This window comes from Micromonospora sp. WMMA1998, assembly GCF_027497375.1.
In the GTDB taxonomy this organism is placed as follows: Bacteria; Actinomycetota; Actinomycetes; order Mycobacteriales; family Micromonosporaceae; genus Micromonospora; species Micromonospora sediminicola.
Window position 1 is genome coordinate 5,000,141 of sequence record NZ_CP114911.1, and the last position, 22,186, is coordinate 5,022,326.

Below are 22,186 nucleotides of genomic sequence, written 5' to 3' on the forward strand. Positions count from 1 at the left end.
TTTCCGCGGGGTCGCTACCCTGCAAGGTGATGACTCTGCGGAAACTTCTCTACTCCGTGTACGAGCGCCGGCTCACGGCGAAGCTCGCGGGCAGGCCCGTGCCCGCACACGTCGGCGTGATGTGCGACGGAAACCGCAGATGGGCCCGGGAGATGGGCTTCGTCGACCCGAACGACGGCCACCGGATGGGCGCCGAGCGGATCAAGGAGCTGCTCCGCTGGTGCGACGCCGCCGGCGTCGGGCACGTCACGCTCTGGCTGCTCTCCACCGACAACCTCTCCCGGCCGGCCGCCGAGCTGGACCCGCTGCTCCAGATCATCGAGGACCTCACCACCGAGCTGGCCGAGGAGGGCAACCCCTGGCGGCTGCGCATGGTGGGCGCGCTCGACGTGCTGCCCGCGCCGCACGCGGCGGCGCTGAAGGCGGCCGAGGAACGCACCCGGGACCGCGACGGCGGGGCCCAGGTCAACATCGCCGTCGGATACGGCGGGCGGCGCGAGATCGCCGACGCGGTGCGGTCGCTGCTGCTGGAGCACGCGGCGAACGGCGGCACGATCGAGGAGTTGGCCTCGTCGCTCGACGTCGACCACATCTCCGAGCACCTCTACACGAAGGGGCTGCCGGATCCGGATCTGATCATCCGGACCAGCGGGGAGCAGCGGCTGTCCGGCTTCATGCTCTGGCAGAGCGCGCACTCGGAGTTCTATTTCTGCGAGCTGAACTGGCCCGACTTCCGCAAGGTCGACTTCCTCCGTGCCCTGCGCTCCTACGCCACCCGCCAGCGCCGCTACGGCGTCTGACCCGCCCTTCTCCCGTCGATCTTGCACATTCGGCCCCAACGATGCGGCTTTTGTCCGTTATGCCGGGTCGGCAAGTGCAAGATCGACGATCGGGGGTGGTCGCGTCAGGTGAGGTGGGGGAGGGCGTCCGTGAGGAAGTCGCCCAGGGCGGCGGGGGAGTCCAGGGTGAGGTCGGCGGCGTCGGCCACCTCGTGACCCGTCTCCGGGTTGGCGACGGCAACGCACACGCCGAGGAAGTCCGGGTCGGTGGCGGCGCGGGCGCGCAGCGCGGCGAACGCCTTGATGTCGGAGACGTCGTCGCCGAAGTACCAGGCGCCACCGGCGTCCCGCACGGCCTCGCCGATGACCATGCCCTTGTCCCGGTCGACCGGGGGCTTCAGCTCCAGCACCATCCGACCGGCCTGGCAACGCAGGCCGAGTCGTTCGGCCTGGCTCCGGCCCCACGCCTGCACCAGGTCGCCGAGCTGCGGGGCGGTGCGCCAGTGCAGCGCGACGGAGAGCCGCTTGAACTCCACCAGGGCGCCCGGCGGCAGCTCGGTCCGGGCCTGCTCGGCCAGCTCGGCCATGGTCGGCACCCAGGGCAGCGCGGCCGGCTCGGTGACCGTCTCGCCGCCGGAGTGGCTGTGCTCCAGGCCGTAGAGCCCGTAGAGGTCCACGCCGTCGAGGCCGCCCAGGTGGTCGCGGAGGAACTCGACCGGTCGCGCGGAGACGATGGCGATCCGGCGTACGCGGGGGGCCAGCGCCTCCAGCGCGGTGAGCACCTTCGGCGCGGGGCGGACCGCGGTGGGATCGTCGTCGACCGGCGCCAACGTGCCGTCGAAGTCGAAGAAGAGCACGACGTCCCGCACGCGGGCGGCGGTCGCACGCCAGGCGTGCTCCGCGTCCAACGGGGTCTTCGGCTGCTGGTTGCCCAGATTCAACGGCGGCACGCGCGACAGCGTACCCCGCGCCGGGCGGCGTATTCGTGGCCGAGATGTGACGTCGGGACGACGTGGGAGGTCAGCGTTCGGCGGCTCCCCGTCCCCGGCGCCCGAACGGCACCACGGCCGCGTCCTGTCCGTGGCTGAGCAGGTAGCCCTCCACGAAACCGGTGTTCCGGTCGCCGGTGTGCGCCTCGATCTCGTTGAGCCGCGCCACCAGGAACTCGGTGAGCGCGCTGACCCGGTCGTTGAGCCGATCGTGCAGCTCAGCCACGACGGCGAGGACCACCGCGGTGCCGGCCGTGGTGAGCGCGAGAAGATTGGCGACCAGGGGAAGCTGCCCGCCGTTCAGTACGCCGACCACCACGTTGCCGGTCACGCACGATGTCACCGACACCACCGCGACCACGACTGCCAACCATTTCAGGGTCATGGACAGACCCCTCCTTCTGTCCCGCAGGGCTGGGTTCGGCTGTGTCCCGTCCCCCCGCCGACGACGAGCCCCTAGCAGTACAAACGTGGACGCTAGCCGGTCCGATCCGTCCCCGCGGCGAAACAATCGGGTCTGACCTTCCGTTCTTTCGCCATTTGAGGAACTACCCGGCCTGTTTACCCCTATTTCGGACAACGGCCGGGAGAGTCGGGCGATATGCGAGGTAACGAATGGTTTCTCGAATGTGGAACTTCTCCGCGTCGGAGACGTTCGGGTCGACCAGCCGGCGCAGCAGCGCCTCGACGTCCGGGTCCATCGGGGGCGGGGTCGGATCGGCGCGGGGGCCGGCGGCCCGGTCCCAGCCGAGCGCGACGAACGCGGCCGCCGGGTCGAGCCCGAGGCCCTCGCAGAAAGCGACCACGCGCTCCGCCTCGGGGTCGCTGGCCCAGTCGCCGCGCACCCAGCGGTTGATGGTCTGGCGGGAGACGCCGGTGCGCCGGGAGACCTCGGTGCCGCTCCAGGCCCGCATGGCGCGGGCGTCGTCCAGCGCGCGGCGGACGAAGGTGGCGAAGGCGATCTTCCGTGCGTTGGCCGTCTCGGTCACCCCGTGACGGTACGGCCAGTCGGCCGCGTCGGGCCGGCTCGGCACGCTGCTGTCACGCCGACGTGACGCTGTCGCGGGTTTTCCGGTAAACGATCCAGAGCTGCTCCTGAGGGGTGTCACCCGGGCAGAATAGATGGACACGAGTACGGCGGCAAACGGACGAAAAGCTGATACTGTCACGCTCATGAGACAACTTACGGTGTGTCACGTGCTTGAGACGACGAGTGCTCACATGCGTCACTCCGCGGGTGCCGAGGGGGTCTCGTGACCGAGCTCGCGACCCGCGCCCAGGCGTTCGGCCTGATCGCGGACGGGGTCTCCGCCGGGCTGAGCGCGCCGTGGCGCGTCTACCTCGCCCGGGGCTGTCGCTACCTCTCGCTCAGTGTCGGTGACCGGGAGGAGTGGGACGCCTGGCGTACCCACCTCGGCTGCCCCGAGCTGAGCGTGCGCGTCTACGACTCCGGCGGCGAGATCCGCCGGGCGTCCGTCGCCGAGGTCATTCTCGACGGCTGCCGGATCAGCGTCGAACTGGTCGAGGAGGTCAGCACCGCCGACCTGGAGCGGCTGCTGGTGGTCGACCCGCTGCCCGGGGCGGACGAGCGATGAGCCGGGGCGCCACGCCGTCCCGGACGGCGGAGGTGACCCGGTGAGCCCCTTTCTCGCCGTGGTCCTCGTCCTGGTGCTCGGCTCCACCTGCTACGCCGCCGGCCGGTTGCACGGTCAGCTCAGCTACCGGATCGGCTACCGGTTCGGCTACCGCCAGGGCTACTTCGACGGCGACCGGGGCGCCTGGAACCGCCGGCGCCGGGACGCGCAGGCCGCCATCGCCTCGGCGCTCGCCGGCCCGGCGCCGACCGTGGTGACGTCGGTCGGGCGCGCGGCCACCCCGTTCGCGGGCACCGCCGTCCCCACCGCGGTCACCGGGCGCACCGGCTCCGCCCCGGCCGTACGCGTCACCGCGACCGCCCAGCTCGGCGGCGTGGCGGCCCGGCCCGGCACCACGTACACCGGGTCCTCGTTCGGCGCCGCCGGCGCCGGGCCGAGGGGCGGGACGCTGGTGCGTCGGCAGGGCTGAGGCGACGGAGCTCCGGCCGGGGTGCGCGCAGGGGGCATGCATCCCGGCCGGTTCCGGGCACGTTCACCTCCCCGACGGGCGTGATCCACGTCCACCCCTAGCCGCGCGGCCCCGGTGCGATTAGCGTCTAGGCATGGCACGGGGTTTTCCCGGGCCAGCCGGACAGCCCGGACCTGCGACGACTCGCGCACGGGGCCCGCATCCGACCCCGTGCCCGCCGGGCGCCGGAAGAGGCGGAACTCGGGTGGCCGGGTGCCCATCCGCGGAGCAGGCCTGTGACCACTCGCCGTACCCCCGCCGGTGCCGACCAGACCCCGGCCGCGACCGCCCCGACCCGCCGGACCACCCGCGGCCGCCGCAGCGCCGCCGCGGCGGTCCCCGCCGCCGAGGAGCCCCGACCAGCCGGCCCGGCTTTCGTCCTGGACACCTCGGTCCTCCTCTCCGACCCCGCGGCGTTCCACCGCTTCGCCGAGCACGAGGTGGTGCTGCCGCTGGTGGTGATCTCCGAGTTGGAGGGCAAACGGCACCATCCGGAGCTGGGCTGGTTCGCCCGCCAGTCGCTGCGCATGCTGGACGAGCTGCGCGTGCGACACGGCCGGCTGGACCGGCCGGTGCCCGCCAACGACCAGGGCGGCACGCTCCGGGTGGAGCTCAACCACACCGACGACGGGGTGCTGCCGCCCGGGTTCCGTAACGAGTCGAACGACGCGCGGATCCTCTCGGTGGCGCTCAACCTCGCCGCCGAGGGGCGCGAGGTGACCCTGGTCAGCAAGGACATGCCGCTGCGGGTCAAGGCGGCCTCGGTCGGCCTGCACGCCGACGAGTACCGGCACGGCCAGGCCAGCGACCCCACCTGGACCGGAATGGCCGAGCTGGAGCTCTCCGAGGAGGAGATCGGTCGGCTGTACGCGGGCGAGGCGCTCGACGTCGACGCCGCCGCCGGCCTGCCCTGCCACACCGGCCTGGTGCTGCAGTCCGGGCGGGGCTCGGCGCTCGGCCGGGTGTTGCCGGACAAGACCGTGCGGCTGGTCCGCGGCGATCGCGAGGCGTTCGGCGTGCACGGGCGCTCGGCGGAGCAGCGGGTGGCGCTCGACCTGTTGCTGGACGAGTCGATCGGGATCGTGTCGCTGGGCGGGCGGGCCGGCACCGGCAAGTCCGCGCTGGCGCTCTGCGCGGGCCTGGAGGCGGTGATGGAGCGTCGCCGGCACAAGAAGGTGATCGTGTTCCGCCCGCTGTACGCGGTCGGTGGCCAGGAACTCGGCTACCTGCCCGGCTCGGAGTCGGAGAAGATGTCGCCGTGGGCCCAGGCTGTCTTCGACACGCTGGGTGCGGTGGTGCACGAGCACGTGCTGGAGGAGGTCACCTCGCGCGGGCTGTTGGAGGTGCTGCCGTTGACCCACATCCGCGGCCGGAGCCTGCACGACGCCTTCGTCATCGTGGACGAGGCGCAGTCCCTGGAACGGGGCGTGCTGCTCACCGTGCTGTCCCGGATCGGCCAGGGGTCCCGGGTGGTGCTCACCCACGACGTGGCGCAGCGGGACAACCTCCGGGTCGGTCGACACGACGGGGTGACCGCGGTGATCGAGGCGCTGAAGGGGCATCCCCTCTTCGCGCACGTCACCCTCAGCCGATCGGAGCGTTCTCCGATCGCCGCGATGGTCACCGATCTGCTGGAGGACATCCCGGGCTGACCGCCCGTCCCGCCCTGCTTTGCCCACATTTTTAGTGTGGCGCAGATCACATTTGTCGCCCGTGGTTTCCCACTGGCCTCACCCTGCGCGATGGTGTTCATCGAGCGCCACCGACAACTCCGGTGCCGAACACGGCCCGGAGCCCCATACGCACCGGCAGCATCGTCGAGCATTCTCCGCCACGACGGCGGGAGCCACGGGACGCCGGCGCGTCGGCCTCGACCGTCGGGTCGGGGCGCTCACGGCACCCGCACCCGGCCACACCCGGCCACGCGGCCGTGCCGTGTCCCTGCCCCCGACGAAGGGAAACTTCGTGAGTCGGCTGTGGAGCCGGTTCGGCGCCCGTACGGCCGCTGTCGCGCTGCTCTCCGTGGGCGTCGCCGGTGGTTTCTACCTGGGCGAGGATCGCCAGACCCAGCAGCAGGGCCTGACCGCGCAGGTCGGGCTCGAGGTCGACCGGACGGAGTACGCCTACCAGCGCGACCGGCAGGCCGAGCACCGTGTGGCGGCGTCCCGGCAGCGGGCCGCCGAGTACCAGGCCAAGCTGCGGGCCGCCGCGGCGGCGAAGGAAGCCGCCGAACGGGCCAAGCAGGCCGAGGCGGCCGCCGCCAGCCGCAAGAAGGAGCGGGACGCGGCCAAGGCGGAGGCCGAGGCCAAGGCCAAGCCGTACGACGGCCCCATCCCGGCCTCGTGCGAGGAGTTCAGCGGCAACCGCAAGGTCGGTTGCGCCATCATGCTCGACGAGGGCTTCGGCATCGACCAGTTCCCCTGTCTGGACAAGCTCTGGACCAAGGAAAGCGGCTGGAACCACAAGGCGTACAACGCGGGCTCCGGCGCGTACGGGATCCCGCAGGCCCTGCCGGGCAGCAAGATGGGCTCGGTGGCGGACGACTGGAAGACCAACCCGGCCACCCAGATCAAGTGGGGCCTCGGTTACATCGAGGGCCGGTACGACAACCCGTGCGGCGCCTGGCAGAAGTCGCAGAGTTCGGGCTGGTACTGATCGATCCGACGAGGGCGGGACATGGGGCCGAGCCCCGCGTCCCGCCCTCGCTCGTTGCGCCGCTCGAGTGGCGGACGGCCGCATTTGCTGATAGCTCTTGACAGGTGACCTGGCACGACGGCCCTCGCGGCGGCGACCCCCACCGGTTCGGCACCGATGCGTTCTACGCGGCGCTCGGCCGGGCCTTCGTCGCCATGTGCGCGGTGGTGCCGGTGCTCTTCCTCGTCGAGGCGCTCGACGTGGGCCTGCGCCTCGACCTCGACGTCACCGCGGGCATCATCCCGCACCGGATCCAGGGCCTGGACGGCGTCTTCTTCTCGCCGTTCCTGCACGCCGGCTGGAACCACCTCTACAGCAACAGCATCCCGCTGATCCTGCTCGGGACGTTCGTGCTGGCCGCCGGCACCCGCCGGTTCCTCTGGTCCACCATGGTGATCATCCTGGTCAGCGGCCTGGGCGTGTGGTTCACCGGTTCGCCCAACTCGGTGGTGGTCGGCGCGAGTGGCGTGATCTTCGGCTACCTCGGCATCCTGCTCACCCGCGGTGTGGTGGAGCGGAGCTGGTGGAACTTCGCCGTGGTGCTGCTGGTCGGCCTGCTCTACGGCTGGCAGCTGCTGGGCATCCTCCCCACCGACGAGCGGATCTCCTGGCAGGGGCACCTGTTCGGGCTGCTCGGCGGCGTGGTCGCGGCGATCCTGTTCCGCCGCCGCGTCGAGACCGGCACGCCGGACCGACTCGGGTCACCCCCGGTCACCCTGCCCTGACGACGCGTCGAACCGTCCGCGGGACGTGCTTGCCCGCGCCCGCCCGCCCGCCTACCGTCGGCATCAGCACGCGTTGATCCCTGGCGGAAAGTGACGGTACGCCATGCACGAGGTCGATGTCGCCGTGATCGGGGCCGGCCCCGCCGGGCTCTTCGCCGCCTACTATGCCGGGTTCCGCGGGCTCTCGGTGGCCGTGATCGACGCGCTGCCCGAACCGGGCGGACAGGTCACCGCCATGTACCCGGAGAAGCTGATCCTCGACGTCGCCGGCTTTCCCGCGATCAAGGGGCGGGAACTGGTCGCGAACCTGGTCGCCCAGGCCGCGCCGTTCCACCCCGACTACCTGCTCGGCGTACGCGCGGAGAAGCTCTCGTACCTGGACGGCCGGCCGGTCCTCGGGCTGGCCGGCGGTGAGCAGCTGCGCTGCGGCGCGGTGGTGGTCACCGGCGGTCTGGGCAGCTTCACACCCCGGCCGTTGCCGGCCGCGGACAGCTTCACCGGCGGCGGGATCGTCTACTTCGTGCCCCAGCCGACCGAGCTGACCGACCGGCACGTGCTCATCGTGGGCGGCGGCGACTCGGCCTTCGACTGGGCGGCCACGCTCGCCCCGCTGGCCCGCTCGGTGACGCTCGTGCACCGGCGGGACCGCTTCCGCGCGCACGCCGCCACCGTCGAGCGGGTCCGCGCGCTGCCGGTGCGGGTCGTGGTCAACGCCGAGGTGAGCCGGCTCTACGGGGAGGACCACGTCACCGGCGCCGAACTGACCGTGCGCGGTGGCGCGGCGGAGACGCTGCCGGTGGACACGGTGGTGGCCGCGCTCGGCTTCACCGCCGACCTGGGTCCGCTCGCCGAGTGGGGGCTGAGGCTCGACCGGCGGCACATCCTGGTGGACAGCGCCATGGCCACCAACCTGCCCCGGGTCTTCGCGGCCGGGGACATCACCGAATACCCGGGCAAGGTCCGGCTGATCGCCACCGGCTTCGGCGAGGCGGCCACCGCCGTGAACAACGCGGCCGTCGCCATCGACCCCACCGCGCACCTCTTCCCCGGCCACTCCTCCGACGGCACCTGACGCCGGATCCTCACCGCCACGTGGCCGCGCCGAGACCATCGGTGACCACGATGGACGGATGACACCCGCGGATCGGAGCACGCCCGACGGCGCCCGTGTCGCGCTGGCCTGGCTGGGCCAGCCGGTGACCGTGCTCGCCCTGATCGTGCTGGCGCTGAACGACCACATGCTCAAGGCGGCCCGGCCCGGTCACCGGCAAGCTGAGCGACGTCGCGGGCCTGGTGCTCGCGCCGCCGCTCGTCGCCGTGCTGGTCACGCTCGTCGTGCCCCGGCTCGGGGCCCGGACCGCCGCCGGTCTCGCGCTGGGGTCGGTCGGCGTCGGCTTCACCGTGGTCAAGACCAGCGGGTACGCCGCGACGGCCGCCTCGCAGCTGTGGAGCGCGGTGAGCGGGCCGTCAGTGGTCCGGGCGGACCGGACCGACCTGCTCGCCCTGCCGGCGCTCGCGTTGGCGGCCTGGGCGTGGCGTCGGGCTGGTCGCGACCCGGTGGGGCGGCGGGGGACCCGGCTGGTCCGCGTGCTGGTGCTGCTGCCGGCGGCGACGCTCGCGGTGGCCGCGACGAGCATGGTCGGGCACCACGACGCGGTCGACGCGGCGGTGGTCGACGGCCGGCTGGTCGCCGGCGTCGGGAAGAGTCAGGACGCCAGGGCCGACCCGCCCTGGCGGTGGCGGATCAGCGACGACGCCGGTGCGACGTGGCGCGACCCCGCTCCCGTCGAGGAGGAGGCGCTGCGCACCGGGTCGGAGCGTACGGACCGGCGGGCCTGCCTGCCGGCCGCCCCGCAGCGGTGCTACCGGTGGCTCCCCGGCCAAATCCGGGTCGAGGAGAGTGACGACGCGGGCCGGACCTGGCGGCTGTCCTGGCAGGTCACCGAGGACCAGCGGGAGCTGTTGCGGGCGCGCTACCCGGAGGCCGGGCCGGCCGGCGAACGGATCGCCGGTCAGGACCTCGCCGTGCTCGACGTCTCCGGCGGGCGGCACGTGGTGCTCGTGGCGAACGGCCGGGACGGTTTCGCGCTGCGCGACCCGGACGGCGACTGGCGCCGGATCGGCTTCGCCGACGACCAGGGGGAAGGGCCCCCGCCGCTGGGCGTGATCTCCCCCGGGGACCGGCACAACGACCCGCTCCGGGCGGCGCTGCTCGCCCTGGCGCTCGGCGCCCTGGTGCTCGTCGTCGCCGGTGCGCGGGCCGCCCGCACGTCCGGCTACGGCATCGTGCTGCCGCTGGTCCAGGTCGTGGTCCTGTTCCACGCCGCGGTGTTCCTGCTCGTGGTCTGGAACGTCGACGACCTCATCGTGTTCCCGCTCGCCGCCGGCTGTGCCCTGCTGCTGCTCGGCGGCGGGCTGCTCGCGGTGATCCCGCCGGCCGCGCGAGGGGTGCCCGGTCGGTGGACCGGCGAGGCGCTGCTGGCGGCCACGCTCACCGTGGTGCTGGCGGGCCTGCCACTGACCGGGTGGCTCTACGGCCGGCCGGTGCACGCCTCGACGGCGCTGACGCTTGCCGGGCTGGCCCTCGTGCCGGGGCAGCTGCTCGGCTGGCGGGCGGCCCGGCTGGTCGCGCCGTGGCGGCCGCCGGTCGCGCCACCCTGGCCGCCGCTTCCGCCCGATCCGCCGTACCCGCCGCCGGCGCCGGTCGCCGGGCCGGGACGTGCCCCGACGGGCTGATCCCGCTCAGGGCAGGCCGACCAGGTCCGCCATCAGGCCGATCTGGTGGTCGAAGTACTCGTCGCGGTGCGGCAGGGCCCGGTTGATCCGGCCGAACAGCTCGAAGCTGATCAGCCCGAAGAGCTGGGTCCAGCCGGCCATGCCGCGGGCCAGCAGCGCGGGCGGGAGGTCCATCCCGAGCAGCGCGACCAGTTCGGCGACGTCGGCGCGTAGCGGCTCGGGCAGGTCCTCGGCGGGCGGCGCGAGCCGGCCGGAGGCCACCCCGTCGCGCAGGATGCCGACCAGTGTCGTCGGGGGCCGCTGGGCCGGCGCGACCGTGTCGTCCGGAGCCGCGTAGCCGGGCACCGGGCTGCCGTAGAGCAGCGCGTACTCGGCGGGGTGGGCCAGCGCCCAGGTGCGGGCGGCCCGGCAGGCGGCCAGCCAGCGCCCGCGCAGGTCGGCCGGGTCGGCGCCGGCGTCGGCCGTCTCGACCGCGTCGCCCAGCGCGGCGTACGCCTCCAGGATCAGCGCGGTGAGCAGGTCGTCCCGGCTGGGGAAGTAGCGGTAGATCGCCGAGGAGACCATGCCGAGGTCCCGCGCGACGGCGCGCAGGGAGAGGTTCGCGCCGTCGGTGGCCAGGTGGCGGCGGGCGACGGCCTTGATCTCTTCGATCATCCCGGCGCGGACCCGGGCGCGGAGCGAGGGAGCGACCATGGCTCCCACTGTGCCACGGATGAGAGCGCCAATCAAAAGCGAGAGCACTGCTCTTGACGGAGCGGCCGATCCGCGTCATGCTCTTTTTCGAGAGCGCTGCTCTCGATTCAGACAACTGCTTCAGAACAGGTGGACCTGCCATGGCCCTGCACGTGATCGTCGGCGCCGGACCCGTCGGCACCGCCACCGCCCGGCTCCTCGTCGACCAGGGCGAGCGGGTGCGGGTGGTCACCCGGCGCGGCACCGGCCCGGAGCACCCGGCGGTCGAGCGGGTGGCCGCCGACGCCGCCGACACCGACCGGCTGACCGCGCTGACCGAGGGCGCGGCCGCGCTCCACAACTGCGCCAACCCGGCGTACCACCGCTGGCCCCTCGACTGGCCGCCGCTGGCCGCCGCGCTGCTCACCGCCGCCGAGCGCACCGGCGCGGTGCTCGCCACCGTCGGCAACCTCTACGGGTACGGCCCGGTCGACGCGCCCATGACCGAGTCGACGCCACTGGCCGCCACCGGCGTCAAGGGCCGGGTCCGCAACCGGATGTGGGCCGACGCCCTGGCCGCCCACCACGCCGGTCGGGCCCGGGTCACCGAGGTACGCGGCTCCGACTACATCGGCGTCGGCGGCACCTCGCTGGCCATGATGGTGCTGCCCCGGGTGCTCACCGGGCGACGGGTGTTCCTCCCCGTCGACTGGAACGCCCCGCACACCTGGACGTACGTTCCCGACGTCGCCCGTACCCTGGTCGCCGCCGCGACCGACCCGCGGGCCTGGGGTCGGGCCTGGCACGTGCCCAGCACGCCGGCGGTGTCGATGCGGGACCTGGCCGACCGCACGGCCGCCCGGGCCGGCGCGCCGGCACCGAAGCTGACCCGGATGCCCTACCCGGTGCTCTGGCTGGCCGGCGTGGCCAACCCGTTCGCCAAGGAGCTGCGGGAGACCGCGCACCAGTTCGCCCGGCCGTTCGTGCTGGACTCCACCGCCGCCACCGCCACGCTCGGCATCGAGGCGACCCCGCTGGACCGGGTCGTCGACGAGATCGTCGACACCCTGCACGCCCCGACCGCGCGTTAGGCGCGGCGGGGCGGGGAGAGGGCGGCGACCAGGACGGCCACCAGCGTCAGCGCCGCACCGAGCAGCGTGTTCACCCCGGGGTGCGAGGCGGCGGTCGGCAGCACCACGTCCAGCAGCACCGCGCCCACGATCTGCCCGGCGATGGTGGCCAGGCCGAGCAGCAGCACCCCGGTGAACCGCACGAGGGCGGCGGCCAGCGCGATGAACACGATGCCGATCGGGCCGCCGAGGTAGAGCCACGGCTCGCTCGGGAAACCGCCCGCCGGCCGGCCCCGCACCGCCACCTCCACCGCGAACGTGGCGAGCAGCGCCACCGTGCCGACCGCGAAGTTGACGAGCGTGGCGGTCATGGCGCTGTCCGCCGCCGCGCGGACCCGGCCGTTCACCGCCTGCTGCCAGGCGATGCCGATCCCGGCGGCGAGCGGCAGCAGGGCCAGTGCCAGCGCGCCCGGGTCGCCGAGGCGGTCGCCCACCGCCAGCAACACGGCCAGCACGGTGAGGACCGCGCCGACCAGCCGGTTCGGGGTGACCGCCTGGCGGCCGGTCGGCCCGATGCCGGCCCGGTCGACCAGCAGGCTGCTGCCGGACTGCCCGGCCACCACGGCGACGGTGAACACGGCCACGCCGAGCGCGCCGATGGTCAGTCCCTGCGTCGCCACCAGGAACGCGCCGCACACCCCGCCCAGGCACTGCCAGGGGCGCAGGGCGCCGGTACGCAGCGCGCCCCGCAGGGCGGCGAGTCCTCGCCGCCCTGCGGGGGTGGCCGGGACCAGCGCCAGCAGGATCAGCAGGCCCAGGCCGAACGAGACCACCGCGGCGGCGATCCCGTCGGCCAGGCGTACGCCCAACTCGCCGTTGATCCGGGACTGCACGGCCACCAGGACGCCGGAGCCGGTCGCCAGACCGACCCCCGCGATCCGCCGACCGGTCGACAGCGTGGGCGGCGCCGCCGTCCCGGTCGCGCTCACTCCTGCTCGGCCAGCGGGCGCCCGTCGAAGTCGACGGACGAGTAGAGGGCGAGCTTCTCCAGGCGGTGGTAGGAGTCGATGACCCGGATCGTGCCGCTCTTGGAGCGCATCACGATCGACTGGGTGTACGCCCCGCCGGCCCGGTAGCGCACGCCGCGCAGCAGGTCGCCGGAGGTGACCCCGGTGGCCACGAAGAAGCAGTTGTCGCCGGTCACCAGGTCGTCGGTGAACAGCACCCGGTCCAGGTCGTGCCCGGCGGCCAGCGCCTTCTCCCGCTCCTGGTCGTCCTTCGGCCAGAGCTTGGCCTGCATCATGCCGCCCATGCACTTCAGCGCGCAGGCCGCGGTGATGCCCTCGGGGGTGCCGCCGATGCCCATCAGGACGTCGATGTCCGACTCGCCGCGGGCGGCGGCGATCGCGCCGGCGATGTCCCCGTCGGAGATGAACCGGATGCCGGCGCCGGTGCGCCGGATCTGCTTCACCAGGTCGTCGTGGCGCGACCGGTCCAGCACGCAGACCGTCACCTCGGCGGTGTCGGTGCCCTTGACCTTGGCGATCCGGCGGATGTTCTCGACCACCCCGGCGTCGATGTCGACCACGTCGGCGTACATCGGGCCGACCGCGAGCTTCTCCATGTAGAAGACCGCGCTCGGGTCGAACATCGCGCCGCGCTCGGCCACCGCGAGCACGGCCAGCGCGTTCGGCATGCCCTTGCTCATCAGCGTGGTGCCGTCGATCGGGTCGACCGCCACGTCCACCTCGGGACCGGTCCCGTCGCCGACCTCCTCGCCGTTGAAGAGCATCGGGGCGTTGTCCTTCTCGCCCTCACCGATCACCACGACACCGCGCATCGGGATCGAGTTGATCAGCTTGCGCATGGCGTCGACGGCCGCGCCGTCGCCGCCCTCCTTGTCGCCCCGGCCGACCCAGCGCCCGGCGGCCATGGCCGCGGCCTCGGTGACCCGGACCAGATCGAGGGCGAGGTTGCGGTCGAGATCCTGGGGTGTCCGCGTCCTGGTGGTTGTCATGGCGGCTTCCTCCTCGCGACGTTGCGGGGTGGACCGGCGGGAGTGCGGCCGTCGCCGCCGCCGGTTTTGTCGCTGATCCTCACACGATCTCAGGTTCGCCGCCCCGGCGGGGCGGAGGAGGCCAGGATCACGCTCCCCGGACGGCTGCGACAATGGTGCGGTGGAGCCCGCACAGCCTGCCGACCGCCAGCCGACCGACGCGACCCCGCCCGAGGGTCAGCCGCCGGTCCGACCGGATGCCGGCCCGACCCCGCCGCAGGGGCAGCCCGCGCTGGTCGAGCCGCCCACCGACCGGGGCGAGCCGGCCCTGGTCGACCCGGCGGGGGACGACGCCGGCCCGGCCGAGACCGTCGCCGGGGACCGGCCCGCGCCGCCCGCCCGCAAGGAGAAGGCCCGCTCGGAGCGGTCGCCGAAGGACATGGTGCTGTCCCTGCTCGTGCTGCTGGTGCCGATCGCGCTGCTGATCGCGTTCTACCGGGGCTTCCTCGGCGGCGACTCGCCGGTCACCGTCGACCCGGCGCCCGCGCTGGAGCAGGCCCGCGCGGCCAACGTGTTCCCGGTGAGCCAGCCGACCGGGCTGGGCGACGACTGGCGTACGGTCAACGCCCGCTTCCGGACCGAGGCGGACGGCGCGACGCTGCGGATCGGATACGTGACCCCCGAGGGGCGGGGCGCGCAGCTGGTGGAGAGCAACGTGCCGGCGGAGAAGCTGCTGCCGGCCGAGCTGAGCGAGGGCCGGCCGCAGGGCCCCGCGGACCTGCCCGACGGGTTGAGCTGGCAGCGGTACACCGCCCGCGGCAACGAGCAGGCCCTGGTCCTGCTGGAGCCGAACCGCACGGTCATCGTGGTCGGCGACGCGGGGGAGACGGAGCTGCGCAAGCTCGCCACCTCGCTGCGCTGAGGCGCACCGCCGGGTGACGCGGGATTGCGCAACCCCTCTTCAGGGAACAGACGGGACATCGAGCCCGGACGACCCACCTGGAGAGGTTGACGTGAAGATACGACGCTTCAGCGCCACCGCGTTCGCCGCGGCGCTGCTCATACCCGGCCTGGCCGCCTGCAACAGCAACGGCGCTGGGACCTCCGACGCCTCCGCGACCCCGACCGCCTCCGGCAGCGTCGCCCCGAGCGCCGGCGGGTCCACCAGCGCGGCCAAGCAGGCCCTGCTGGACTCCACCAACGCGATCCGCGAGGGGAACTTCCGGTTCACCATGACGGGCGCCGGCTCCACCGCCGAGGGGCAGGTGCACGAGCCCAGCCAGAGCGCCGAGATGCGGATGACGATCGGTGACCCGTCGTCGGACCTGATGATGAAGCTGGACCTCATCCACGCCAAGCCGGACAGCTGGGTCAAGCTCGACCTGGGCGGCACTGCGGCCGCCAAGATCCCCGGGGTGAAGAACCTCAACCTCGGCAAGTACCAGCACCTCGACCAGAACCGGATCAAGGGCAACCGGGCGCTGGGCTTCGACTTCGAGAAGGTGGACCCGGCCGGCAGCGCCGTGCTCACCCAGGGCGTCACCGACGTCCGGCAGACCGGCGAGGGCGCGTACGAGGGCACCGTCGACGTGTCGAAGGCCGCCGAGGCGGGCTCGCTCGACCCGGCCGTGATCACCACGCTCGGCGCGCAGGCCCAGTCGGTGCCGTTCACCGCCAAGGTCGACCCGCAGGGCCGGCTCACTGAGATGGTGCTCAAGATCCCGGCCGCCGGCCAGAGCGCCGCGCAGGATCTGAAGATCACCTACACCGACTACGGCAACGCCGCCGCGGCCCAGAAGCCGCCGGCCGACCAGGTCGTCGAGGCGCCGCCGGAGTTCTACAACCTGTTCAGCTGACCGGCGCTCGCGGTCCCGGGAGGCGGGCCCGCCTCCCGGGACCGCTCGGCCCTCCCGGCGGAGGGCCGAGCGTCGCGCGCCGGCCGGCCCACGGTCACTCTTCGGTCTTCTGCCGGGCGGTGTCGATGCGGGCGCGAGCGCCGTCCAGCCAACGCTGGCAGACGCCGGCGAGTTGCTCGCCCCGCTCCCAGAGCGCCAGCGACTCCTCCAGCGAGGTGCCACCCGCCTCCAGCCGCTCCACCACCGAGGCCAGCTCGGCGCGGGCCTGCTCGTAGCTGAGCTGCTCGTAGCTGAGCTGCTCGTCCTTGGTCTTCTCAGTCATCCGTACCATTTCCTCAGCCGTCGACGGTGGCGGTCAGCTCGCCCTCGGCGAGGCGTACCCGCAGTGGATCGCCCTTGGCCACCTCGGACGCCGCGCGGACCACGTGGCCGTCGCCGCGCTGCACGATGGCGTAGCCGCGGTCGAGCGTGGCCGCGGGGGAGAGCGCGCGCAGCCGCGCGAGAGTGTGACGCAGGTCGTCGGCGGCGCCGCTCAACCGGTGGTCCAGGCACCGGCCGGCGCGGCCCCGCAGCGCGGTCACGTCGACGGCCCGCTGGTCGACCATCACCTGCGGTCGGGCCAGCACCGGACGGGAGCGGAACAGGTCGAGCCGGTGCTGCTCGCGGTCGACCAGATTGCGCACCGCCCGCTCCAGGCGCGACCGGGCCTGACCGATGAGGCGGACCTCCTCGGTCAGGTCGGGCACGATCCGCTTCGCCGCGTCGGTGGGGGTGGACGCGCGCACGTCGGCCACGTAGTCCAGCAGCGGCGCGTCGGTCTCGTGGCCGATCGCGCTGACCACCGGGGTGCGGCAGGCGAAGACCGCCCGGCACAGCGCCTCGTCGGAGAAGGGCAGCAGGTCCTCGATGCTGCCACCGCCCCGGGCGATGACGATCACGTCGACCGTCGGGTCGGCGTCGAGCACCTTGAGCGCGCCGACGATGTCGGGCACGGCGCTCGGCCCCTGCACCGCCACGTTGACCGTGCGGAAGTCGACCGCCGGCCAGCGGCGCCGGGCGTTGGTCAGCACGTCGCGCTCGGCCGCCGAGGCCCGCCCGGTGATCAGACCGACCCGGCCGGGCAGGAACGGAGGTCGCCGCTTGCGCGACCGGTCGAACAGCCCTTCCGCGGCGAGCAGCTTCTTGAGCTTCTCCAGCCGGGCCAGCAGCTCACCCAGGCCGACCTGGCGGATCTCGTCGGCGCGCAGGCTGAGCGTGCCCCGCGCGGCATAGAACTCGGGCTTCGCGTGCAGCACGACCCGGGCGCCCTCGCGCAGCTCCGGGGCGCCCGCGTCGAGCACGTCACGGTTGGTGGTGACGGTCAGGCTGAGATCGGCCGAGGGGTCACGCAGGGTGAGGAAGACGGTGGTGGCGCCGGGACGGCGGCTGATCTGCGCCACCTGACCGTCGACCCACACCCAGCCGAGTCGGGCGATCCAGGCGCCGACCTTCTGGCTGACCACCCGGACCGGCCACGGCTCCTCGGACGTGCTCCGCTCCGGGGGCGTGCCCCGCCCCACCTCACCCGCGCTCACCCGCCCACCCTACGGCCCGGGACCGACACCACCGGCCAGCCCCGACCGGTGCCGTGGTCGCGGCCGCTGCCGGCCCGGAGGGCGCCACGTACCATGGGCGGGTGACTGACGCTGAGACGACTCCCCGGACCGGCAAGCGCGTGCTCCTGGCCAACCCCCGCGGCTACTGCGCGGGTGTGGACCGCGCGGTGCAGACCGTCGAGGAGGCGCTGAAGCTCTACGGCGCGCCGATCTACGTCCGCAAGCAGATCGTGCACAACAAGCACGTGGTGCGGACGTTGGAGGCCAAGGGCGCGATCTTCGTGGAGGAGAACGAGGAGGTGCCGGAGGGCGCCACCGTCATCTTCTCCGCCCACGGCGTGGCCCCGGAGGTGTACGAGCAGGCCAAGGAGCGCTCGCTCCGGGCGATCGACGCGACCTGCCCGCTGGTCACCAAGGTGCACCACGAGGCCCGGCGGTTCGCCCAGCAGGACTACGACATCCTGCTGATCGGCCACGAGGGGCACGAGGAGGTCATCGGCACCGCCGGTGAGGCCCCCGCCCACATCCAGCTGGTCGACGGCCCGGACGGGGTCGACAAGGTCACCGTGCGCGACCCGGAGAAGGTGGTCTGGCTCTCCCAGACCACGCTGTCGGTCGACGAGACGCTGGAGACCGTGGCCCGGCTCAAGCAGCGGCTGCCGCTGCTCCAGTCGCCCCCCAGCGACGACATCTGCTACGCGACCTCCAACCGTCAGCACGTGGTGAAGGAGATCGCCCCGGAGTGCGACGTGGTGATCGTGGTCGGCTCGCGCAACTCGTCGAACTCGGTCCGGCTGGTCGAGGTGGCGCTGGACGCCGGCGCCCGCGCCGGTCACCTGGTCGACTTCGCCGACGAGATCGACGACGCCTGGCTGGAGGGGGCCCGCACCGTGGGTGTGACCTCCGGCGCGAGCGTGCCCGACGAGCTGGTCCAGCAGGTGCTCGCGCGCCTGGCCGAGCGCGGCTTCACCGACGTCGATGAGGTCACCACCGCCGACGAGCGGCTGACCTTCTCGCTGCCGCAGGAGCTCAAGCGCGACATGAAGGCCGCCGCGGCGCGCGGCTGACCGGGAACGGATCGGCCGCCCGCCGCGTCCAACCCACCATGAAGACTCCTCGGACGGTGCTCGTCGCCCTCCTCGCCGGTGTCGCGCTGACCGCCTGCGCCGGACCCGGCGACGAGCCCGCCAGCCCCAGCCCGACGGGAGCCGCCCCGGTGACCAGCCAGCCCGATCCCGTGCCCAGCGTGACGCCCAGCCGCCCGAATCCGACCTGGAAGGGCGGCCCGTCGACGCCACCCGGCGTCGGCGGCACCACCATCACCGGCACGATCCGGGCCGGGGTGGAGCCGAACTGCCTCCTGCTCGACGACCACCTCCTGGTCGGCGGTCCGCGCGACCTGCTCAAGGCCGGCGCCACGGTGGAGGTCACCGGCCGGCCCGAGCCCGGCATGATGACCACCTGCCAGCAGGGCACCCCGTTCGTGGTCGAGTCCGCCCGCCCGGCCTGACCCCGTCTCGCGTGAAAGGCGGAAGCCCGCCTCCCCCGTCGGGAGGCGGGCTTCCGTTCTATCGCGGTCGGTTCAGTTCACCGCGTTGATCTCCACCGAGCCGCGGCCGACGACCGCGCCCTCGACGGTGGTGACGGCCATGTCACCGAAGAGCTCCCGACCGGCGGCCGGGGTGTTCAGCGCGGTCACCGAACCGGTCAGGGTCGCGGTGCCGCCGTTCGGCAGGAACAGCGGCGTGGCCGGCGCGGAGAGCGAGCCCAGCGCCGGGGACGCGAACGAGTCCCGGTAGTCGTACGCCGTGCCGCCCGCGGCGACCGCGTAGCCCTCGATGACCACCCGGTACGTGGCGGCGACCGGGTTGTTCAGCGTGACCGCCTCCTCCGAGTCGCCGTCGGCCGACCGGCCCACCTCGGTGGCGCCGCGGAAGATGTACAGGTCCAGGTCGGCGCCCAGGTCGGAGGTGTTGCCGATCCGGGCGGAGAACGAGGTGGTCCCCGCCGGGATGTCGACCGTGTACTCCTGCGTGGCGCCCTCGGTGATGGTCGGCCGCTCGGCGCGGACGCTGGACAGCGGCCCGCCGACGCCGGTCACCCGGACCGGACCGAACGTGTTGGTCAGGCTCCAGCTCACCGGGGTCGGCGTGCCGGCGGTGACCGCCGGCAGCTGGACCACGGCCGGCTCGACCTTCACGCCCTGCACCCGCGCCTGCAGCTGGAACGGGTTGTCCAGCGCCGGCGACGTGCGCCGCGACTCCACCTCGATCTCCCAGACACCCGGGATCGGGTTCTGGTAGTCCCGCTCCTGCGGCTTGCAGGCGGCGGCGTCGGAGAAGTTGGTGTAGCAGGCGGTGCTCGCGGTGCTCTCGACCGGCACGCCGTACGGGTTGATGGCGATGAACCGGGTCTGCGAGCCGGTCGCGATGCCGGACAGGTTGACCTGGAGCGCGCCCGCACCCTGCGGAACCGTGACGAAGTACGAGGTGAAGCTGTTCCGCTCGACCGAGCCCTCGGTCGAGTAGGAGTAGGCCGGAGCGCTCACCGCGTTGGAGGCGACCACGACCGCGGCGACCTCGAAGTCGACCACCGAGGTGGCCGGGTCGTCGACGGTCAGGATCGCGCCGTGCGCGCCGGTGGTCATCGGCTTGGCCTTCACCTGGACGGTGACGGTCTTGTTCAGCGGCAGCCACACCTCCTTGCGGACGGAGAAGGTGCCGTCGTTGCCGCGGAGGCCGAGCAGGTGCTTGACGCTCTTGTTCGGGCCGCTGGTCCGGGTCAGCTTGACGTCGTAGGTGCGGCTCTTCTTGACCGTCTGGCCACCCCGGTCGGCGGCGCACCGGTTGTAGATGCCGGTGCCGACGTTCGGGTTCGGCACGAAGGTGCCGGAGTCCCGGTCGTAGCGGGTCAGGTTCGGCGACAGCTCGGTGCAGACCGCGGCCTCGGAGGTGTACGTGCGGGTCTGCACGCCCTTGGCCAGCAGGTTCCACGCGCCCGGCACGTTGAACATGCCGTAGCCCTGGGCGTACGTCGGGACGTCCGCGATCGGCTTGGCCGAGGTGTAGACGGCCCGGCGCAGCGCGGCCGGGGTGACGCCCGCGCCGGTCGCCTTGGCGGCCGACAGCAGCAGCGCGGCGGCGCCGGTGGCCTGCGGGGAGGCCATCGAGGTGCCGTTCAGCATCTGGTAGCCCGGGGGCAGCGGGTAGCCCGCCTCCGGCACCGGGTTGCCCGGCTGCCAGGTCGGCGCGGTGGAGATGGCCGAGCCGGGAGCGGAGATGTTCGGCTTGAAGCCGCCGTCCTCACGCGGGCCGCGGGAGGAGAAGTTGAACAGCGCGTTCTCCTTGCGGACCACCGAGCCGTAGTTGGCCAGCCAGGTGTCCTTGCTGACGCTGGCCGCGACGCTGACCACGTCGGTGGCGACCGACGGGTCGCCGACCGTGTTCACGCCCGGGCCGGAGTTGCCGGCCGAGATGAACAGCTGCACGCCGTAGGTGTTGATCAGGTCGTTGTAGAGCACCGCCCGGGCGTTGGAGCCGTCGTTCAGCGCCGGCAGGCCGCCGATCGACATGTTCACCACGTCGACCTTGCGGTTGACCACGAGGTCGACCATGCCGGTGGTGAGCGCCGCCGCGGTGCAGCCGCCACCCCAGGAGCAGGCGCGGGCGGAGACCAGCTTGGCACCGGGGGCGGCGCCGTCGAAGGCGCTGTTGCCCAGCATGTCGTTGGCGGCGGTGATGCCGGCGACGTGGGTGCCGTGGGTGCTCTCGATGATGCCGATGTTGACGTAGTCGACCAGGCCGGGGCCGCCGACCGGGGTGGTGTCGACGTTGCGCCGGAACTCGACCACGAACGGGATCTGCTCCCGGACGGCGGTGGCCGGGTTGTCCGTGCCGAAGTGGCCGACCTGGAACTTCTCCTTGTACGGCCGCATCACCTCGTCGTCGGTGAAGTCGCGGTTCTGGTTGACGTCCACCCGGATGTCGCCGTTGGCCGGGTTGTAGAGGATGCCCCAGGAGTCGGTGGTGTCGCCGTCGCGGTTGACGTCACCGGCCGGGTCGCTGCCCGCGGTGATGGACTCGCGGAAGGTGTTGAATCGGTAGGTGCCGGCCGGCGCGGTCCAGGTCAGGGCCGAGGCGCCGGTGCCGGTGGTGAAGGTGGGACCGTTCACCTCGGTGATCATCGCGCGCCAGGTGGCGTCCTCGAGCGGGTCGGTCGCGGTGACCCAGTCGACGATCTTGCGCTCGCCGGTGGTGGTCTTCTGCAGCGCCGGCTGGTCGAGGTCCACACCGGAGTCCATGATGCCGATGGTGACGCCGCGGCCGTCCCACGTCGGGTGCGCGGCCTTGAAGGCCTCCGCGCCGGTCTCGTTGGTCGGCATGTACGGGTTGACCGCGCCGGTGTCCCCGCCAGGGCCGGCCAACGTCTCACCCTGCTCGGCGGCCTTGGCGCCGTTCGGGGCCGCCTCCGGTGCCGGGTCGGGGAGCTTGATGGTCTCGTCGAGGTCGACGGCGGCGACGCCGGGCAGCGTGGCGGCCTTGAGCGCCTTCGCGGTCGGCACCTTGGCCAGCACGTAGCCGACCTGGTCGTACCGCTGGCTGACGGTGGCGCCGAGACCCTTGAGCCCGTCGACGACCTTCTTGGCCGAGCCCTTCCGGGCCGCGATGATCATCGTGACGGTCGGCGCGTTCTTCGCCTCGGCCGCGTCGAGCAGCTTGGCGTCGTGGGCGCCCAGGGCCTTCGCCGCGGTCGGCTGCGAGGGCTGGGGGGCGTTGGCAGGGGCTGCGCTCGCGGTCGCGGCGCCACCCCCGACGGTCATGGCGCCGGCCGCGAGGACCGAGGCGAAGAGCGCGGCGGAGGGGCGCCGGCTCCGATTGCGGGGTTGACTCACGTTCTCTTCCTCCAGAGAACAGGGCCCTTCAGACGACAGGGCACGTGTGACGCAGATCCTTCGTGCCGTGACGAGGTGTG

At 73.1% G+C, this 22,186-nt stretch carries 22 protein-coding genes; 13 read left to right on the plus strand and 9 right to left on the minus strand.

Annotated elements, in window-relative coordinates; translation table 11 throughout:
- Positions 1–29 precede the first annotated feature (29 nt).
- Positions 30–800 carry an isoprenyl transferase gene (locus O7600_RS23185; protein ID WP_281590587.1) on the plus strand — a complete coding sequence of 257 codons (771 nt, stop codon included), beginning with the start codon at positions 30–32 and terminating at the stop codon, positions 798–800.
- Between the two features lie 104 nt (positions 801–904).
- Here the strand turns inward: O7600_RS23185 and otsB are convergent, their stop codons facing one another.
- The 3 genes from otsB to O7600_RS23200 all read right to left on the minus strand — a co-directional run bounded on the left by otsB (position 905) and on the right by O7600_RS23200 (position 2,757).
- On the minus strand, positions 905–1,729 hold the full coding sequence (gene otsB / locus O7600_RS23190; RefSeq protein ID WP_281590589.1) for a trehalose-phosphatase: 825 nt from the start codon (positions 1,727–1,729) through the stop codon (positions 905–907).
- A gap of 70 nt (positions 1,730–1,799) precedes the next feature.
- On the minus strand, positions 1,800–2,153 hold the full coding sequence (locus O7600_RS23195) for a hypothetical protein (protein WP_099162569.1): 354 nt from the start codon (positions 2,151–2,153) through the stop codon (positions 1,800–1,802).
- Between the two features lie 163 nt (positions 2,154–2,316).
- Positions 2,317–2,757, minus strand: coding sequence for a helix-turn-helix transcriptional regulator (locus O7600_RS23200; RefSeq protein ID WP_091584191.1), 441 nt, complete (start codon positions 2,755–2,757; stop codon positions 2,317–2,319).
- Between the two features lie 264 nt (positions 2,758–3,021).
- Between O7600_RS23200 and O7600_RS23205 the strand changes: the two genes are divergently transcribed.
- The 7 genes from O7600_RS23205 (at position 3,022) to O7600_RS23235 (ending at position 10,026) form a co-directional block, all read left to right on the plus strand.
- Complete coding sequence (locus tag O7600_RS23205) at positions 3,022–3,363, plus strand: hypothetical protein (RefSeq protein ID WP_091582110.1); 342 nt, start codon at positions 3,022–3,024, stop codon at positions 3,361–3,363.
- Between the two features lie 40 nt (positions 3,364–3,403).
- Positions 3,404–3,832, plus strand: coding sequence for a hypothetical protein (locus O7600_RS23210; RefSeq protein ID WP_281590594.1), 429 nt, complete (start codon positions 3,404–3,406; stop codon positions 3,830–3,832).
- A 275-nt stretch (positions 3,833–4,107) separates the two neighbouring features.
- Positions 4,108–5,523 (plus strand): PhoH family protein, encoded by a 1,416-nt coding sequence (locus tag O7600_RS23215; RefSeq protein WP_091582101.1) that lies wholly within the window; start codon positions 4,108–4,110, stop codon positions 5,521–5,523.
- Positions 5,524–5,836: 313 nt separating this feature from the next.
- Positions 5,837–6,526, plus strand: coding sequence for a lytic transglycosylase domain-containing protein (locus tag O7600_RS23220; RefSeq protein ID WP_281590596.1), 690 nt, complete (start codon positions 5,837–5,839; stop codon positions 6,524–6,526).
- 104 nt (positions 6,527–6,630) lie between these two features.
- A complete protein-coding gene (locus O7600_RS23225) occupies positions 6,631–7,290 on the plus strand; it encodes a rhomboid family intramembrane serine protease (RefSeq protein ID WP_091582094.1) in 660 nt (219 codons plus the stop codon).
- A gap of 103 nt (positions 7,291–7,393) precedes the next feature.
- Positions 7,394–8,362, plus strand: a complete 969-nt coding sequence (locus O7600_RS23230; protein ID WP_281590599.1) for an NAD(P)/FAD-dependent oxidoreductase — start codon at positions 7,394–7,396, stop codon at positions 8,360–8,362.
- 221 nt (positions 8,363–8,583) lie between these two features.
- Complete coding sequence (locus O7600_RS23235) at positions 8,584–10,026, plus strand: hypothetical protein (RefSeq protein ID WP_281590601.1); 1,443 nt, start codon at positions 8,584–8,586, stop codon at positions 10,024–10,026.
- A 6-nt stretch (positions 10,027–10,032) separates the two neighbouring features.
- On the opposite strand, the gene O7600_RS23240 is transcribed toward O7600_RS23235, so the two are convergent.
- A complete protein-coding gene (locus O7600_RS23240) occupies positions 10,033–10,719 on the minus strand; it encodes a TetR/AcrR family transcriptional regulator (RefSeq protein ID WP_281590603.1) in 687 nt (228 codons plus the stop codon).
- 140 nt (positions 10,720–10,859) lie between these two features.
- Between O7600_RS23240 and O7600_RS23245 the strand changes: the two genes are divergently transcribed.
- On the plus strand, positions 10,860–11,789 hold the full coding sequence (locus O7600_RS23245) for an NAD-dependent epimerase/dehydratase family protein (RefSeq protein ID WP_281590605.1): 930 nt from the start codon (positions 10,860–10,862) through the stop codon (positions 11,787–11,789).
- Here O7600_RS23245 and O7600_RS23250 read toward each other — a convergent pair.
- Both O7600_RS23250 and glpX read right to left on the minus strand, forming a co-directional pair.
- The gene (locus O7600_RS23250; protein ID WP_281590607.1) at positions 11,786–12,757 is read right to left on the minus strand and encodes a DMT family transporter; all 972 of its coding nucleotides are present in this window, start codon (positions 12,755–12,757) and stop codon (positions 11,786–11,788) included. The two genes, O7600_RS23245 and O7600_RS23250, sit on opposite strands and share 4 nt — an antisense overlap.
- The gene (glpX, locus tag O7600_RS23255) at positions 12,754–13,785 is read right to left on the minus strand and encodes a class II fructose-bisphosphatase (RefSeq protein ID WP_091582068.1); all 1,032 of its coding nucleotides are present in this window, start codon (positions 13,783–13,785) and stop codon (positions 12,754–12,756) included. The genes O7600_RS23250 and glpX overlap by 4 nt, the downstream gene beginning before the upstream one ends.
- A gap of 160 nt (positions 13,786–13,945) precedes the next feature.
- Between glpX and O7600_RS23260 the strand changes: the two genes are divergently transcribed.
- Together O7600_RS23260 and O7600_RS23265 are read left to right on the plus strand one after the other, a co-directional pair.
- Positions 13,946–14,686, plus strand: coding sequence for a DUF4245 family protein (locus tag O7600_RS23260; protein WP_281590611.1), 741 nt, complete (start codon positions 13,946–13,948; stop codon positions 14,684–14,686).
- A gap of 91 nt (positions 14,687–14,777) precedes the next feature.
- A complete protein-coding gene (locus O7600_RS23265; protein WP_281590613.1) occupies positions 14,778–15,620 on the plus strand; it encodes a hypothetical protein in 843 nt (280 codons plus the stop codon).
- A 94-nt stretch (positions 15,621–15,714) separates the two neighbouring features.
- Here O7600_RS23265 and O7600_RS23270 read toward each other — a convergent pair whose 3' ends face one another.
- Positions 15,715–15,942, minus strand: coding sequence for an exodeoxyribonuclease VII small subunit (locus O7600_RS23270; RefSeq protein WP_281590615.1), 228 nt, complete (start codon positions 15,940–15,942; stop codon positions 15,715–15,717).
- 13 nt (positions 15,943–15,955) lie between these two features.
- Entirely contained in the window at positions 15,956–17,194 is a 1,239-nt protein-coding gene (xseA, locus tag O7600_RS23275) for an exodeoxyribonuclease VII large subunit (RefSeq protein ID WP_281590617.1), read from the minus strand.
- 101 nt (positions 17,195–17,295) lie between these two features.
- Here xseA and O7600_RS23280 point away from each other — a divergent pair, with 101 nt between their 5' ends.
- Both O7600_RS23280 and O7600_RS23285 read left to right on the plus strand, forming a co-directional pair.
- Positions 17,296–18,282 (plus strand): 4-hydroxy-3-methylbut-2-enyl diphosphate reductase, encoded by a 987-nt coding sequence (locus tag O7600_RS23280; RefSeq protein ID WP_281590619.1) that lies wholly within the window; start codon positions 17,296–17,298, stop codon positions 18,280–18,282.
- Positions 18,283–18,320: 38 nt separating this feature from the next.
- Positions 18,321–18,725 (plus strand): hypothetical protein, encoded by a 405-nt coding sequence (locus O7600_RS23285; protein ID WP_281590621.1) that lies wholly within the window; start codon positions 18,321–18,323, stop codon positions 18,723–18,725.
- 72 nt (positions 18,726–18,797) lie between these two features.
- Here O7600_RS23285 and O7600_RS23290 read toward each other — a convergent pair whose 3' ends face one another.
- Entirely contained in the window at positions 18,798–22,106 is a 3,309-nt protein-coding gene (locus tag O7600_RS23290) for a S8 family serine peptidase (RefSeq protein ID WP_281590623.1), read from the minus strand.
- Positions 22,107–22,186 lie beyond the last annotated feature (80 nt).